The sequence below is a fragment of the Cohnella ginsengisoli genome, from assembly GCF_029525555.1.
Taxonomy (GTDB): domain Bacteria; phylum Bacillota; class Bacilli; order Paenibacillales; family Paenibacillaceae; genus Cohnella; species Cohnella ginsengisoli.
In genome coordinates this window covers 960,141-974,475 of the sequence record NZ_JAPDHZ010000003.1, presented here as the reverse complement: position 1 = coordinate 974,475, position 14,335 = coordinate 960,141, and the positions used below count along the sequence as shown (strand labels likewise).

The following is a 14,335-nucleotide window of genomic DNA, read 5'->3' as shown; positions in this document are numbered from 1 at the left end:
ATGGCGTTGCTGCTGACCCGGTTCAAAAACCTGCGCTTTAAGCAGAAGCTGATCATATCCTATATCGTCGTTTCCATTATCCCGTTGCTGGCGCTCGGGACTTTTTCCTACAATCAGGCAAGCCGGTTCCTGCTGCGGCAGGCCGAGCAGAATCTCGACGGATCGATCGGCCAGATCGCGACGACGATCAACTACAGGAGCGGGCAATACGAGTCCGTCATTAATTCCATTACGCAGAATATCGTGTTCCGGCAGATTTTTATGACGAATCCGGCCAATTTTCCGGTGCTTTACCGCGATTACGTGGATCCGTTTTTCAGCAATATTCTCAGTTTTAATAAAGACTTGCTGCAGATCTCGGTGTTCACGGACAATAGCGATATCTTGCGCGGGGAATATATCCTGCCCATTGCGCTGCTGGATCGGATGCCGTGGGCAGAGGGGCTTGGAGATGCCGGCTCCACGAAGTGGAATTTGGTCAACGGCAAGCTATTCGCGGTACGTCCGTTCGAAGCGGACGAGCCGCCCCGGGACGGTACGCCCCGGACCGCGCTATTATTTCTCAGCATCGATGCGGACAGCATGCTGCACGGTTTGACCGAGGTGCAGACCGAGGCCTACGGCATCCGAATCGAGGACCGACAGGGCCGGACGCTCTATTCCGCCTACGAAAAGCTCGAGCGGACGGATACGGCCGACCGCGGCGACTATGTTTATATGACGAAGGAAATTCCCGAGACGGGGTGGCGCCTGGTCTGCTTCGCGCCGAAAAAGAGCTTGTCGGTCGATGCCACCAGCATCGTCAATGCGACCGCGCTTATCGTCGTCATTTGCATAGGCGTGCTGATCTTCATCATCGGCTTGTTCTCGAACGGCTTCGTCAAGCGCATCATCAGCCTGAACAAGAAAATGACGATGGTCGAGACCGGCAATCTGAAGATCAGCGTCAGCAGTTCCGCGCGGGACGAGATCGGCCAGTTGACGAACAAATTCGGCCACATGCTGGCGAACGTCAACAGGCTGATCGAAGAGGTGTACCAGAGCAAGATCACGCAAAAGGAGGCCGAGCTCAGGGCGCTGCAGACGCAGATCAATCCTCATTTCCTGTACAATACGCTGTCCATTATCAATTGGAAGGCGCTCGAGATCGACGCGATGGAGATCAGCCAGATTACGAATTCGGTATCCCGGTTCTACCGGGCGGTGCTGAACAAAGGGAAAAGCATCATCTCCGTCGCGAGCGAACTGGAAAACGCAACGGCTTATATGCAGATTCAGCTTATCATGCACAATTACAATTTCGACTTCGCGTGCGACGTCGAGGAAGAACTGCTGCAATACGACATGATCAACATCGTGTTCCAGCCGATTCTTGAAAACGCGCTTGAACATGGCATCGATCAGCTTCGCAAGGGCAGCCGCCGGGGCCGGATCGCGCTGCGCGGCCAAGCCGAAGGCGACGACATGACGTTCGAGGTCGCGGACAACGGCCCGGGCATTCGCGAGGAGCTGGCAGAAGAGGTGCTGACGTCCAGCTCCACGGCCGGGTACGGGCTAAAGAACGTTCACGACCGGATACAGATCCGATTCGGCGCGGCTTACGGCGTTTGGATTCGCGGCACGCCCGGCGAGGGTACGACCGTTTATATCAAGTTCCCTAAATTCCGGGCGCCGAATTCATCCGGCGATTGATCGCAAGAGCCTCCTTCGAAGGCTCTTTTTTTCATCCCTTTTTCCCCGATGCCGCCTCGGCAAGCCCCGTAAAAAGTGACGTAAAAAAAGGAACAGAGATCGAAAGAATGTTGGATTTAGGCAAGCCGGCGTCTTTGCTAGAATTTGAGCATAAGACACGGGAAGAAAGGAGGTAGGGCGTGGATAACAAAGGAATACCGTTAATGAAGCTGATTCGCCGGGATAAGCTGCTCATTCTTATGTTTCTGCCGATTTTCTTGTATTACTTCATCTTTTGCTACTTGCCGATGCCGGGAGTCGTAATCGCTTTCAAAAACTTCCTGCCTGGACACGGGATCTTCGGGGGGAGACTGGGTCGGTCTGCGGTGGTTCGAGCAATTCGTGCACTCCCGGTACTTTTTCCGGCTGCTGCGAAACACGTTTTTAATGGCCTTTTATCCGCTTGTATTCGGATTCTGGATTCCCATTTTGTTCGCCATCTGCGTCGTGGAGATCAAGAACGGCGCGTTCAAACGGTTCGCGCAGACCGTGACGTATTTGCCGCATTTTATATCGACCGTCGTCATCGTGGGCATGATCGTCAACTTCCTGTCTCCGACCGACGGCGTCGTGAACGCATGGCTGGTCAAGCTCGGCATGGAGAAGATCAACTTCATGATGGCGCCCGAGTGGTTCCGGTCGATCTTCACCGCGTCCGGGATCTGGCAGTCGTTCGGCTTCAGCTCCATCATCTATATCGCGGCCATCATGGGGATCGACCAGGAGATGTACGATTCCGGCAAAATCGACGGCGTCAACAAGTTCCAGGAGATGTGGCACCTGACGCTGCCGAGCTTGAAGCCGACGATCGTCATCCTGCTGCTGCTCTCCGTCGGCGGGATCATGAGCGTCAACTTCGAGAAGGTATACCTGCTGTACAACGGCGCGACCTACGAGACGGCGGACGTCATCTCCACCTACGTCTACAGACAAGGGATCGAGTCGCAGAACTTCAGCTTCGCGACGGCCGTAGGCTTGTTCAACTCGGTGATAAGCTTCGCGCTCGTCTACTTGGCCAACGCGATGAGCCGCCGCATGAACGACATGTCGCTATGGTAAAGACAAACCGGCATCCCGGAGCAGCGGAAAGGAGGACGCCGTGAAACAGTCTTTCGCGGATCGCAGCTACGTCCTATTGGTGCATTTCATCACGGTGTTGGCGATTCTCGTTACTTTGTATCCTTTTATTTACGTGATCAGCATCTCCCTTAGCTCGGTGGACGCGATCAACAAAAAAATGATTACCCTGTTCCCGGTCGACCTCAGCCTTGACGGCTACAAAATGGTCCTTCAGTATCCGGAGCTATGGCGCGCCTACGGCAATACCATCTATTACACGGTCGTCGGAACGGTCTTCAACGTGGTGGCGACTTGCCTGGCGGCTTATCCGCTGTCGCGGCGAAGGTTCTTTCTCCGGCGCAAGCTGAACTTTTACATTGCTTTCACCATGTATTTCTCCGGGGGGACTGATCCCGATCTACATGGTCATCACCGAGCTCGGACTTTACAACAGCCGCTGGGCGATGATATTGCCCGTACTTGTCAGCACGTTTAACATCATGATCCTTCGGTCGGCCTTCGAGAACATTCCGAACGAAATATTTGAAAGCGCGTCCATGGACGGCGCGAAGGACTTCACCCTGCTGTTCAAAATGGCGATTCCGCTCACGAAGCCGACGATCGCCGTGCTTACGCTCTACTATGCGGTCGGGCATTGGAACGATTTCTTTAACGCTTTGCTCTATCTGGGCGATCAAAACCTGCAGCCGCTGCAAATTTTCTTGCGGAGAGTGCTGATCATGGCGTCTCCGGAAATTCTGCAGAAGATGGGCGGAGAGACGACGGCCTCGGCGCTCGCCGTATCCACGCTCCAGGTACGCTACGTCTCCGTGGTCGTCAGCATCCTGCCGATCATCATGGTTTATCCGTTCATCCAGAAGTACTTCGTCAGAGGCATTACGCTCGGGGCCGTCAAGGGATAACGGACGGCCGGCGGCCAAATTGGCGGAATATCATACGCTCATAGGGGGCAAGGACAATGAACAAAAGAGTAAAAAGCGCGACTAGCCTGTTAACGGTATCGACCGTGCTCGCGATGCTGGCCGCGGGCTGCGCAAACGGCAACGGGAACGGCAACGGCAACGCGGAAGCGACGAAGCAGGCAACCGGCGCGACGGCGTCTGCAACGGCAGCGGGCAGCGCGCCGGCCGGCTTCGCTTATACCGGGAGCGGGCCGATCACCGACAACAAGTCCGCCACGCTCGGCATCCTGGCAACCAATGCCTGGACCAACAACGTAGATCTCGCTAAGGCGCCGATCGTTCAAGAAATCGCCAAGAGAGCCGGCGTCAACGTCAAGTGGGACCTGCTGTCGCCGTCGACCTATCAGGACGCCATCAGCCCGCGCCTCGCGGCCGGCTCCGACTTGCCCGACATCGTCTATCAGCTGGACCAGGACCAGACGATGAAAAACATTCAAGGCGGCCTGTTCCTGCCTTTGAACGATTACATCGAAAAATACGGCGTGAACATTAAAAAGCTGTTCGAAAAGTATCCGGCGTTGAAGGCGAGCCTGACGACGCCGGACGGCAAGATTTACTATCTGCCGCAGCTGGCCGTGACCAAGAACTATATGCCAACGTTCATGGTGAACGTCAAATGGCTGGAGAAGCTCGGGCTGAGCGAACCGACGACGCTTGACGAATTCACGGAGATGCTGCGCAAGTTCAAGAGCGACGACCCGAACGGCAACGGCAAGCAGGACGAGATTCCTTTCACGGTCGATCCGAAAATGCTGGGCATGGCATTCGGCACTTCCTTCGGGCTGGACCTGTCCAACAACTTCTATGCCGACGACGGCGGCAAGGTTCATTATTCCTACTACGAGCCTGCATACAAGGAATATCTGGCCTACCTGAACGGATTGTACAAGGAGGGTCTGCTGGAGTCCGATTACGCCAGCACGACCGCCGATCAGATCACGTCCAAGTTCTCGCAGGACATCAGCGGCGCGACCTTCAACTTCAGCTGGTACACGTCGATGGTCTACAGCAAGCTGTATCCGGACTACGACGGGAGCAAGCCGTTAATCAAGGGCATCGCGCCGCTTAAGGGCCCGCACGGCGATCAGTTCTACCTCGGCCGCAATCCGATCACGGGCATATTCGGCGTTACTAAGGATGCCGCGGATCCGGAGCTGGCGTTCAAATTCCTGGATTATGCCAGCAGCGACGAGGCCAAAGAAATTTATGCCTGGGGGCTCGAGGGCCAGACGTACGAAGTCGTGGACGGCAAGAAGCAATTCACCGAGAAGGGCAAGGACAACGACTTCATTCAAAAGTTCGGCATCAATCCCGTCAACCTGCCGATCGAACAGTCCGTCGAAGCGACCGACGTACTGGTGGCGCCGTGGCATGCCAAGCTCGACAAGGAAATGGAAAAATACATCAAGGCGCCGTTCCCGTTCGTCTACGCGCTGGCCGACGAGGCTTCGGTCGAGAACACCGTCATGCCCGACATCAATACGTACGTTCAAGAGATGGAGATCAAGTTCATTACCGGCAAAGAAAGCCTCGATCAATTCGACGGGTATATCAAAGCGTTGAAGGGCATGGGCGTCGAGGACGTCATCAAGGGAAGACAGGCACAGTACGACCGCTATCTGGCGGCCAGCAAATAATGGCATCGGCAAACACGTCAAGCGGATAGCGCTGATGTGTTTGCCTGTGTTATGGTGATGAAAACGGTTGCGGGACGGTGCGTCGGAATGAAAAAGGGGATAGCCGTTATAATCGCGCTCTTGCTGCTTGCGACGCTTGCGCTTGCGATCGCCAAGGTCGGCCGGTCGGCTCCCGGTTCAGCCCCGCTGCATGCCCCGGCCGGCTCCGCCAAGCCTGCGCTTCAGCCGGCGACGCTTCGGCTTTTATTTCCCGGCGACAAGCCCGCCGGCCTCGAAGAGGTGATCGGGGCAGTGGAGGCGAAGCTTGCGGCGGACGGCCTGCCGTTCAAGCTCGACTTCACGTTCGTTCCGTTCGACCAATATTGGAACAAGGAGTGGCTGCTCGACGCCACCGGGCAGACTTACGATCTCGGGCTAACCGCTTTTTCCAATCTCGCTAACCTGGTATCCAAGAAAGCCTTGGCACCGTTGGACGACGCCCTGTCGCTGTACGGCGGGAGCATCGTGAAGAACAGCCCCGATTATGCGATGCAGAGCGTCACCGTGGGCGGGAAGATTTACGGCATTCCCCGCGTGATGCCGATCGCGGAATTCCAGAGCTTCGTCCAGATTCGCGCGGACCTTCGCAAAAAGTACGGGTTGCCGGAGATCCGGACCGTCGCGGACATGGACGCCTACCTGGCCGCGGTCGCGAAGAACGAGCCGGACATGATTCCTTACTTTTACGACTCGGGCCGTTTTTTGCTGCGCGAATACGGCGACGTCGCTTTTTTTGGCGGGAGATTACCTGAATTCGCCCGTATATATCGATCCTGCCGATCCGCGGCTGCAGGTCAAGATCACTTACGATTCGGATTTCTTCGCCAGCATATTAGGCAAGCTTCACGAGTGGCAGAGAAAAGGATATACGCCAAACTACGTATCGACGACCTCGGCTATTCCCGATCCGGAGAAAGCCTTCAACGAAGGGAAGTTCGCCGCCACCTGGAGCGTCGTCATGAAGCAGACGGAGCGGATCGACGCCTTCAAGGCGATGCAGCCGCAGGGCGAGCTGGAGAATGTGTACCTGCATCCGGAAAAGCCGAAGTATCTGTTCACGGGCTCCGACAACATTTTGTCCGTCTTCTCCACCAGCCGGCACGTGAACGAGGCGGTGGCATTCATCAATTGGATCAGAAGCAGCCAGGAAAATTACGATCTGTTCTCCTACGGGATCGAGGGCGTCCACTACAATCTGGAGAACGAAGCGATCTCTTATGACCGCATCGCGCCGGACAAGCGCTACGCGCCGATCAGCTGGGCCTGGAACGACATCCGGTTCGTCCGGTTCAGCAAGCACATCTCTCCGGAATACGGAGAACAATTGAGAAATTGGGATAAAGAAGCGATCCCTTCTCCCACGTTGGGCTTCATCCCCGATCTCTCGCCGATCAAATCGGAAATGGCGCAGCTGGACGTCGTCATCTCGGAATATTTGACGTTGCTCTACGACCAAAAGACGGATTGGGACGCGACGATGGACGTATTCAGGCAAAAGCTGAAAGACGCCGGCATTCAGCATGTGGTCGCGGAGCTGCAGCGGCAGTTCGATGCCTTTCACGCGACGCATCGCGCGATGCAGCAGGGATACAAATAGCATCTGCGAAGGAGAGTTTCCATGAACGATATGCAGCAGATAGAGGGGGAAGGGATATTATCCCGCGCTGCCCTCGCTGATGAGGCGCGCCGAAGCGGGCGAGCGGCGCTTGGGATTGCAGGCGGACAGCCTGCCGGCTTTCGACGCGTGGAAGAAGCGGCTGCGCGGCAAGCTGGCCGAGCTGACCGGAATGGACCGCATGCAGCGATGCGAACTGGGGCCGCAGGCGATGGGCGACATCGTTCGCCTCGACGGATACCGCAGGGAGAAATGGCGCATTCAGACGGAGCCGGGCGTATGGATGCCGTTCTACGTCCTCGTGCCGGACGGGCTGGCGGACGGAGAACGACGGCCTGTCGTCATCGCGCCGCACGGGCATCTGGGCGGGGGCAAGGAATCGGTCGCCGGCGTTGCGGACCATCCGGCCGTGAAGCGGGCGATCGAGGAATTCGGATACGATTACGGCGTTCAACTGGTTCGGCAGGGCTACGTGGTCTTGTGCCCGGACGCCCGCGGCTTCGGCGAACGCCGGGAATATTGGATGCAGGGCGACGAGGACGAGCAGGTGCTGGGCGGATCGTGCAATCATCTGAACCATGCGGCGATCGGCATGGGGTATACGTTGGCGGGCTTTATGATCTGGGACCTGCAGCGGCTGCTGGACTTCGTTCCGTCCTTGCCTTACGGAGACCCGGAGCGAATCGCCTGCTGCGGGTTTTCGGGCGGCGGCCTGCAGACGTTATGGCTGGCCGCGCTGGACGAACGCGTACGCGCCGCCGTCGTCAGCGGTTACTTTAGCGGATACCGGGACGTGCTGCTGCTTGGGACGCACTGCGGCTGCAATTATGTGCCGCATTTGTGGGAGCATGTCGATTACGGAGACATCGGCGCGCTGATCGCGCCGCGCCCCCCTGCTCGTGGAGAGCGGAGACCGGGATCGCAATAGCGGGCCGCGGGGACTCGCCAACGTGGAGGAGCAGCTTGCTATCGCCAGGCGGGCGTACGCGCTGCTCGGATGCGAGGATCGTCTGGAGAGCGCCTTCTACGAGGGCGGTCATCGTTGGTACGGCGGACGCACGGTCTCGTTTTTGGAGGCATCGCTATGAGACGCCTGACCGTTTCCGCGCATGGCGGCGGCGATTTCCGGCGGATTCAGGATGCCTTGAACAGCATTCCGGACGATTGCGCGGAACGGACGGTCATTGCCGTCATGAACGGGACCTACCGGGAGAAGCTGCGCATCGACAAGCCGTTCGTCAGCTTGATCGGGCAGGATGCGTCGCGCACGATCGTGACGTACGACGATTTCGCCTTGAAGACCTTCGCGGACGGCGAGCTCTATCACGCCTTTCATTCCTACACGCTGCTCGTCGCCGCGGACGACTTCACCGCGGAGCGGTTAACGTTCGAGAATAAGGCGGGTGCGGGCGAGGACGTCGGCCAGGCGCTGGCCGCTTATGTCGACGCGGACCGGGTTTGCTTCAGGGCTTGCAGGTTTATCGGGCTGCAGGATACCTTGTTCACCGGACCGCTGCCGCCGGCGCCGCGGGATCGGCCGGCGTTTGGCGGTCCGCGGGACCTTTTTCCGAGACGACCGGTCAGGCAATACTACGAACGTTGTACGATCGAAGGCGACGTCGATTTTATTTTCGGCTCGGCTACGGCGGTATTCAGCGACTGCGACATCGTCTCGCGTCGTCCCGGCTGGATCACGGCGGCCTCTACGCCGAAGGGAGCGCGGTACGGATACGTGTTCGCAGGCTGCCGTCTGATCGGCGACGCGCCGGAGAAATCCGTTTATTTAGGCAGGCCGTGGCGAAACGATGCAAAGGTCGTCTTCCTGGACTGCTGGCTGGGCGGGCATATCGCGCCGGAAGGCTGGTCCATATGGAACGAGGCGGAGAGCTTAAGGGATGTCGAGTTTGCCGAATTCGGCAGCTGCGGTCCGGGGGCGGACGGCGGGAGCAGGGTCGGGTGGTCCAAGCGATTGACGCGGGAAGAGGCAGCGGCATACAGCGTTCAGCGCGTGCTCGCCGGGAACGACGGCTGGGACCCCGAGCAACCGTATGACGGCTGGCGGCCATCCGATCGCGGCGCTTCGCGGCCGATTTCGATTTTTTTTGGCGGGAGACTCTACTTTGTCCGAATATGGAGAGGACCTGTACCCGAGGCAAGGCTGGGGACAGGCGCTCCAAGCTTTATTCGACGACCGCGTCGTTGTCGTCAATGAAGCGGCCTCCGGCAGAAGCGCCAAGAGCTTCATTGACGAGGGACGGCTGGATCGGATATTGGACCGGATACGGACCGGCGACTACTTATTCATCCAATTCGGGCATAACGATCAAAAGCCGGACGAAGAGCGTCATACGGAGCCTTTCTCCACCTATCTATCGTATCTGGCGCGTTATATCGACGGAGCGCGCCTGAAGGGCGCGATCCCCGTATTATTCACGCCGGTCCAACGGAGGAGCTTCGACGAGGAAGGGGCGTTCGCGGATACGAACGGCGATTATCCAAAGGCCGTCAGAACGCTCTCGGCGAGCAAGAACGTCCCGCTCATCGATCTGGCGCGGACGACGAAGGCGCTGCTCGGGGGAGATCGGACCGGAGGCCGCGAAAAAATGGTACCTGTGGCTTGAGCCCGGGGAATGGCCCAACTATCCGGAAGGGGCGACGGACGATACCCACTTTTCCGCGTACGGCGCGGGCGTGATCGCCAGGCTGGTGCTCAAGGCCGCCAGAGACATCGATCCGCTGCTGGACCGTGCCGCGCTGGGAGAATCGACCGACGCCGGATGACCAATCGGGGGCTGTCTCAAAAGGGTCATAAATAGACCTGGAGAGATAGCCCTGTTTTTTGCTTTAAAAACATACAAAGAAACCGTCCTTTGGTAAAATGGAAGTGTCGAGCAACCATCTACGAAAGGAACGGTTTCTTTGTACATTCAATATAGCATGGACCAACTTTGTCTGCCAATGGATTTGGAAACAGATATTCCTGAAAATCATCTCGTTCGCATCGTGAATAACGCGGTGAACCGTCTGAGTGACGCCATCTTCGACGCAGCTTATCCCGGCGGCGGTCGCCATAGCTATCATCCCAAGATGCTCACCAAGATCATCATCTACGCCTATACCCAGCGCCTCTACTCCTCTCGCCAAATCGCCAAAGCCATTCGGGAAAATATCATGTTCATGTGGCTCGCCGGTCGCCAGCAGCCAGACTTCCGCACCATCAACCGTTTCCGTTCGGAACGGATGAAGGACGTGCTCGAGCAAATTTTTACGGCTGTGCTGGCGCTGCTCTTGGAAGAAAAATATGTGCAGCTGGAGCACTATTTTGTCGACGGCACGAAGATCGAAGCCAACGCCAATCGCTATTCGTTCGTCTGGAAAAAGGCTGTTGTGAAGCAGCACGCCAAGCTGCAAGAAAAGGTCCGGACGCTGTTCGGGGCCATCGAAGCCGCAGAAGCGCAAGAGGACGCCGAGCATGCCGGAGCAGATCTGTTGGAGCTTGGAGAATCGTCGGCGCTCACGGCGGACCGGCTCGAGCAGGCGGTTCAGCGATTGGAAGAAAAACTGCAGGAGAGGCCTAAAGACAAGCCGCTCAAGAAAGCGGTTCGTTTGCTGCGAAAGGACCTGTTGCCGCGTCTTCAAAAGTACGAGCATCAAGAGGCGCTATTCGGCGACCGAAACAGCTTTAGTAAGACCGATCCGGACGCCACATTCATGCGAATGAAAGAAGATCATATGCGAAATGGCCAGCTGAAGCCGGGCTATAATGTGCAGATCGGAACGGAGAATCAATTCGTGCTCGGATACAGCGTCCATCAGCGTCCAACAGACACCAGATGTCTAAAGCCACATCTGGAAGGCGTTAAAGAAAAGCTGGGCAAGCTGCCGGGTACCGTCATTGCGGACGCAGGCTACGGCGGTGAGGAGAACTACGCGTACCTGGAAGAGGAGCAAATACACGCGCTCGTGAAGTACGGTACCTACCACAAAGAAAAGAGCAGAGCCTGGAAGAAGGATATCGGAAAGATCGACAACTGGAGCTACAATGAAGAAGAAGACAGTTGGACCTGCGCAGCCGGTCAAAAGCTTACGTTCCGTTACGAAAGCACAACGACGACGGAGAGTGGCTACGAAATACGCACGCGCCATTACCGGAGCGCAAACTGCGAAGGTTGCCCGCTAAGGGCCGCATGCACCAAAGCCAAAGGAAACCGAGAGATATCCGTAAGCCTGAGGTACTGGCGGCAAAAGAATGAAATGCGGGAACGACTGCGGAGCGAGAAAGGCTACGAGTTGTCCGTCCGCCGCATGATCGAGCCGGAGAGCGTATTCGGCCAGGTGAAGAACAACCGGGGATTCCGGCGCTTTCTGCTTCGAGGCTTAGAGAAGGTAAGCCTAGAGGTCGGATGGCTTTGCCTTGCCCATAATCTGCTCAAAAAAGTAGCAATAGACCAAAAACGCAAACGGGACGAAGCAGGAAAGTTCTCTGCTTCGTCCCGTTTGACGTTTCCGGCTTCATTTCAGCTATCTGCTTCAACTTCAGAAGGGCTTTTGGGACAGCCCCTTTTTCCTTTGTTTGATCGATCGCCATCAGCGGCTCTTGTTGTACGCTTCGCCGTTCGGCGTCGTACAGAAAAACGGCTACTCGGACTCCGCCAGCGAGCATTCCCGCCATCCGCCGCCGGCCGTATTCGTCCGGTACGACTTGATCTCGAATGCGCCGAGCTCGACGCTCTCCGCGATTCCGAGCGAAGGGATGCGTACCAGGACCGAGCCGGGCGCGCCGGTCGGTTCGAACAGCCGGACGATATAGCCATCCCCGTCCTCCGCCTGCTTGAAGGCGGTCAGCACCGCGCGGTCGCCTTCCAGCTCAACGCCGCTATGAGGCAGTTCGCCGGCGCCGCTCGGGAAGAACGAGAGCGCATACGGACGCTCGTGCAGAGCGAGCGCTTCGCGCTCGATCGCCGCAAGACGCGACTCCCGCTTGCCGGCGTTGAGCCAGAACGTATACGTGCGCTCGCCCTGGTCGATCCGGGGCAGGAACCGGTCCTGCGGCAGGATCGGACGCTCGCCGATCGGGTGCGCGCAGTAGGCGGCGCCGCGAACGAGCGTCGGCCGAAGCGTACCGTCGCCGCCGTCCGAGCCGTAGACGCCGTCGTTGATCAGCGTGACCGCCAGTCCGCCGGCTGCCCGCTCCGCGATCGCCGTCCATTTTTGCGCGACCGCCTCGTCGCCGTTTTGCGGCAGCCGCTGGACGCCGTACGCCGTTTGCCCCAGATATTCATAATCCTCTCCAAATACAGTCGGGATCGACAGCTTAAGCAGCTTGTCCTTCTCCTGCCAGTACAGGCGGACCTGCACTTCGATCTCGGTGCCCTGCTTGGGCAGCAGGTAGGTGAGTACGGCCGCCGAGTCGCCATACGCCAGAAGCGCTTCGACGACGGTCCGCACTTCGCCGTCCTCGATCACGCGCACGGCCGGCAGCGTCTCGTCCTTGACGCCGGAGAAGGCCGTGCCGCGCGCGGGACTCATCAGCTCGAACCGGCCGACGACCGGCTCGAACCGGTCCGTATCCATGCGCCACGGGTCCTCGTTGTCGGCGACCACGATCGGCAGGAAGGCACCTGGCCGCAGGTAGGATACGCCCTCCGCGATATACGCGTCGATCAGGCCTGTCCGGGTGTTGATCTGGATCTGCAGGGACTGCGATTCGAACCGGATCGCGCCGTCGCGCTCGGTCAGATACGCCTTCGGCTTCTGCGGCAGCTTGACGATCCGGCAGTCGAACCTGTTCATGGACGAAGGCGCGAGCTCGGCTTCGAACACGACGCGTTTGCGCCAATCCAGGTTCAGGGCGCTATGCTCTTTTTCGGGCTGGCTCGGCACCTGTGCGCCGTCGCGGTAGACCAGCGGCATGGAAAACTCCTCCGTCCAGTTCTGGTCCTCCAGCATGAACTCGCACGCGAAAATGCCGCGTACGGGATACGGATGCGGATTGTATACGAGAATCGGATACTCGCCCGTCGCCGCTTGCGGCTGACCGGCAGCCAGGGCGAAAAACGCGCGGGCGCGCAGGCGCGAAGCGATCTCCAGGCCGTGGTCGACGAGCCTGAGCGACGCTTCTTCCGCAGGCTGGATCGAGCTGCCCGGCAAAATGTCGTGGAACTCGGCGACCATCAGGTCGTGGAACGCTTCGCCGAGCTCGCGGGCCGGGTACGCCAGCAGCCCTTGAACCGCGGCCGTCGCCAGCATTTTCTCGGTCATGAAGAGCTGGCTTTCCAGCTGCCGGTGCTTCTGCTTGATCCGGATCATCGACGTATAGCAGCCGACGAAGCGCGGATTGAGATCGTCCGCATGGCGGGGGAGATCGGTCGCTTCGCGCAGCTCCGCGAAGTAGGCCTCCGGCGTCGAATGCACGATCTCAACCGGACCCGCATCCATCATCTCGCCGATGCGGTCGAGGTCGAGACGGGAGGGACCGCCGCCGTGATTGCCGACGCCCCACAGCAGCAGACGGGGGCGGTCCTCGCCGTCGTCCGCGTACTTCTCCAGCCATTTCGCGATCTTTTTGTGCGCTTGCCCGATCAGCGTATTGTATCCGTCCGCAATCTGATGCGCGTGCACCTCGGAGCCGTCGAAGCCGACCCAGACGAAGTCGTCCGCCGGACCCGCCGTCTTTTGCTCGGGCCGCATGAACAGATAAGAATCGAAGCCGGATTTGCGCATGATTTGCACCAATCCCCTGGAATGCCCGAAGGAGTCGAAGTTGATCGAGGTCGTCGGCGCTTGTCCGAATTTTTCCTTGAAGTACTGCCTGCCGAGCAGAATCTGCCTGACGAGCGACTCGCCCGAAGGCATGTTGCAATCCGGCTGCAGATACCAACCGCCCATGATGTGCCATTTGCCGAGGCGTACGAGGCTTTGGATCTCGGCAAACAGACTCGGCTCGTACTCCTCGATCCATTTGTACAGCAGCGCTTCATTGTGATTAAAAACGTAGCCGTCGTATTCTCTGCAAAACGATGCGGCGGCCCTGAACGTGGATACGGCCGCAGCCGCGCCTTCCTCCCATTCCCACTGCCATACGGGGTCGAGGTGCGCGTTGCTGATGAGGTGCAGCTTTTTCAAGTCCATGCATCCTTTCTGGTTGGTCGCTTTCTTCCCTTCTATTTTCATTTTGAAGCGCGTCTATGTAAATTCATTGAAGTATCCCTTTTTTTACACTAAAATGACCGGTTCGCTTGTGCTACTATGATAGAAATCAGTTGCGGGAA

The 14,335-nt window shown here is 58.1% G+C and carries 11 protein-coding genes and 1 pseudogene; 11 read left to right on the top strand and 1 reads right to left on the bottom strand.

What is annotated here, in order from left to right:
• From OMP38_RS15805 to OMP38_RS15755, 11 genes and pseudogenes are all read left to right on the top strand, one after another.
• Entirely contained in the window at positions 1-1,692 is a 1,692-nt protein-coding gene (locus OMP38_RS15805; protein WP_277565988.1) for a sensor histidine kinase, read from the top strand.
• A 381-nt stretch (positions 1,693-2,073) separates the two neighbouring features.
• A complete protein-coding gene (locus OMP38_RS15800) occupies positions 2,074-2,790 on the top strand; it encodes an ABC transporter permease (protein WP_277565987.1) in 717 nt (238 codons plus the stop codon).
• A 40-nt stretch (positions 2,791-2,830) separates the two neighbouring features.
• Positions 2,831-3,286 (top strand): ABC transporter permease family protein, encoded by a 456-nt coding sequence (locus OMP38_RS15795; protein ID WP_277565986.1) that lies wholly within the window; start codon positions 2,831-2,833, stop codon positions 3,284-3,286.
• On the top strand, positions 3,213-3,713 hold the full coding sequence (locus OMP38_RS15790; protein ID WP_277565985.1) for a carbohydrate ABC transporter permease: 501 nt from the start codon (positions 3,213-3,215) through the stop codon (positions 3,711-3,713). Before OMP38_RS15795 ends, OMP38_RS15790 begins: the two co-directional genes overlap by 74 nt.
• 56 nt (positions 3,714-3,769) lie before the next feature.
• Entirely contained in the window at positions 3,770-5,410 is a 1,641-nt protein-coding gene (locus OMP38_RS15785) for an extracellular solute-binding protein (RefSeq protein ID WP_277565984.1), read from the top strand.
• A gap of 772 nt (positions 5,411-6,182) precedes the next feature.
• Complete coding sequence (locus tag OMP38_RS15780; protein WP_277565983.1) at positions 6,183-7,046, top strand: ABC transporter substrate-binding protein; 864 nt, start codon at positions 6,183-6,185, stop codon at positions 7,044-7,046.
• A gap of 109 nt (positions 7,047-7,155) precedes the next feature.
• Positions 7,156-7,992, top strand: a complete 837-nt coding sequence (locus OMP38_RS15775) for a dienelactone hydrolase family protein (protein ID WP_277565982.1) — start codon at positions 7,156-7,158, stop codon at positions 7,990-7,992.
• Between the two features lie 22 nt (positions 7,993-8,014).
• On the top strand, positions 8,015-8,152 hold the full coding sequence (locus OMP38_RS15770; protein WP_277565981.1) for a hypothetical protein: 138 nt from the start codon (positions 8,015-8,017) through the stop codon (positions 8,150-8,152).
• A complete protein-coding gene (locus tag OMP38_RS15765) occupies positions 8,149-9,276 on the top strand; it encodes a pectinesterase family protein (RefSeq protein WP_277565980.1) in 1,128 nt (375 codons plus the stop codon). The genes OMP38_RS15770 and OMP38_RS15765 overlap by 4 nt, the downstream gene beginning before the upstream one ends.
• The gene (locus OMP38_RS15760; RefSeq protein ID WP_277565979.1) at positions 9,185-9,685 is read left to right on the top strand and encodes a rhamnogalacturonan acetylesterase; all 501 of its coding nucleotides are present in this window, start codon (positions 9,185-9,187) and stop codon (positions 9,683-9,685) included. Before OMP38_RS15765 ends, OMP38_RS15760 begins: the two co-directional genes overlap by 92 nt.
• Before the next feature lie 298 nt (positions 9,686-9,983).
• Positions 9,984-11,528: pseudogene (locus OMP38_RS15755) on the top strand (IS1182 family transposase); the annotation flags it as partial.
• 174 nt (positions 11,529-11,702) lie between these two features.
• Here the strand turns inward: OMP38_RS15755 and OMP38_RS15750 are convergent.
• Positions 11,703-14,189 (bottom strand): glycoside hydrolase family 38 N-terminal domain-containing protein, encoded by a 2,487-nt coding sequence (locus OMP38_RS15750; protein WP_277565978.1) that lies wholly within the window; start codon positions 14,187-14,189, stop codon positions 11,703-11,705.
• Positions 14,190-14,335: the final 146 nt, after the last annotated feature.

Bases quoted from the DNA above. Each gene is read 5' to 3' on its own strand.
- OMP38_RS15805 (WP_277565988.1), top strand. From the start codon at position 1: ATGGCGTTGCTGCTGACCCGGTTCAAAAACCTGCGCTTTAAGCAGAAG.
- OMP38_RS15790 (WP_277565985.1), top strand. From the start codon at position 3,213: ATGGTCATCACCGAGCTCGGACTTTACAACAGCCGCTGGGCGATGATA.
- OMP38_RS15785 (WP_277565984.1), top strand. From the start codon at position 3,770: ATGAACAAAAGAGTAAAAAGCGCGACTAGCCTGTTAACGGTATCGACC.
- OMP38_RS15765 (WP_277565980.1), top strand. From the start codon at position 8,149: ATGAGACGCCTGACCGTTTCCGCGCATGGCGGCGGCGATTTCCGGCGG.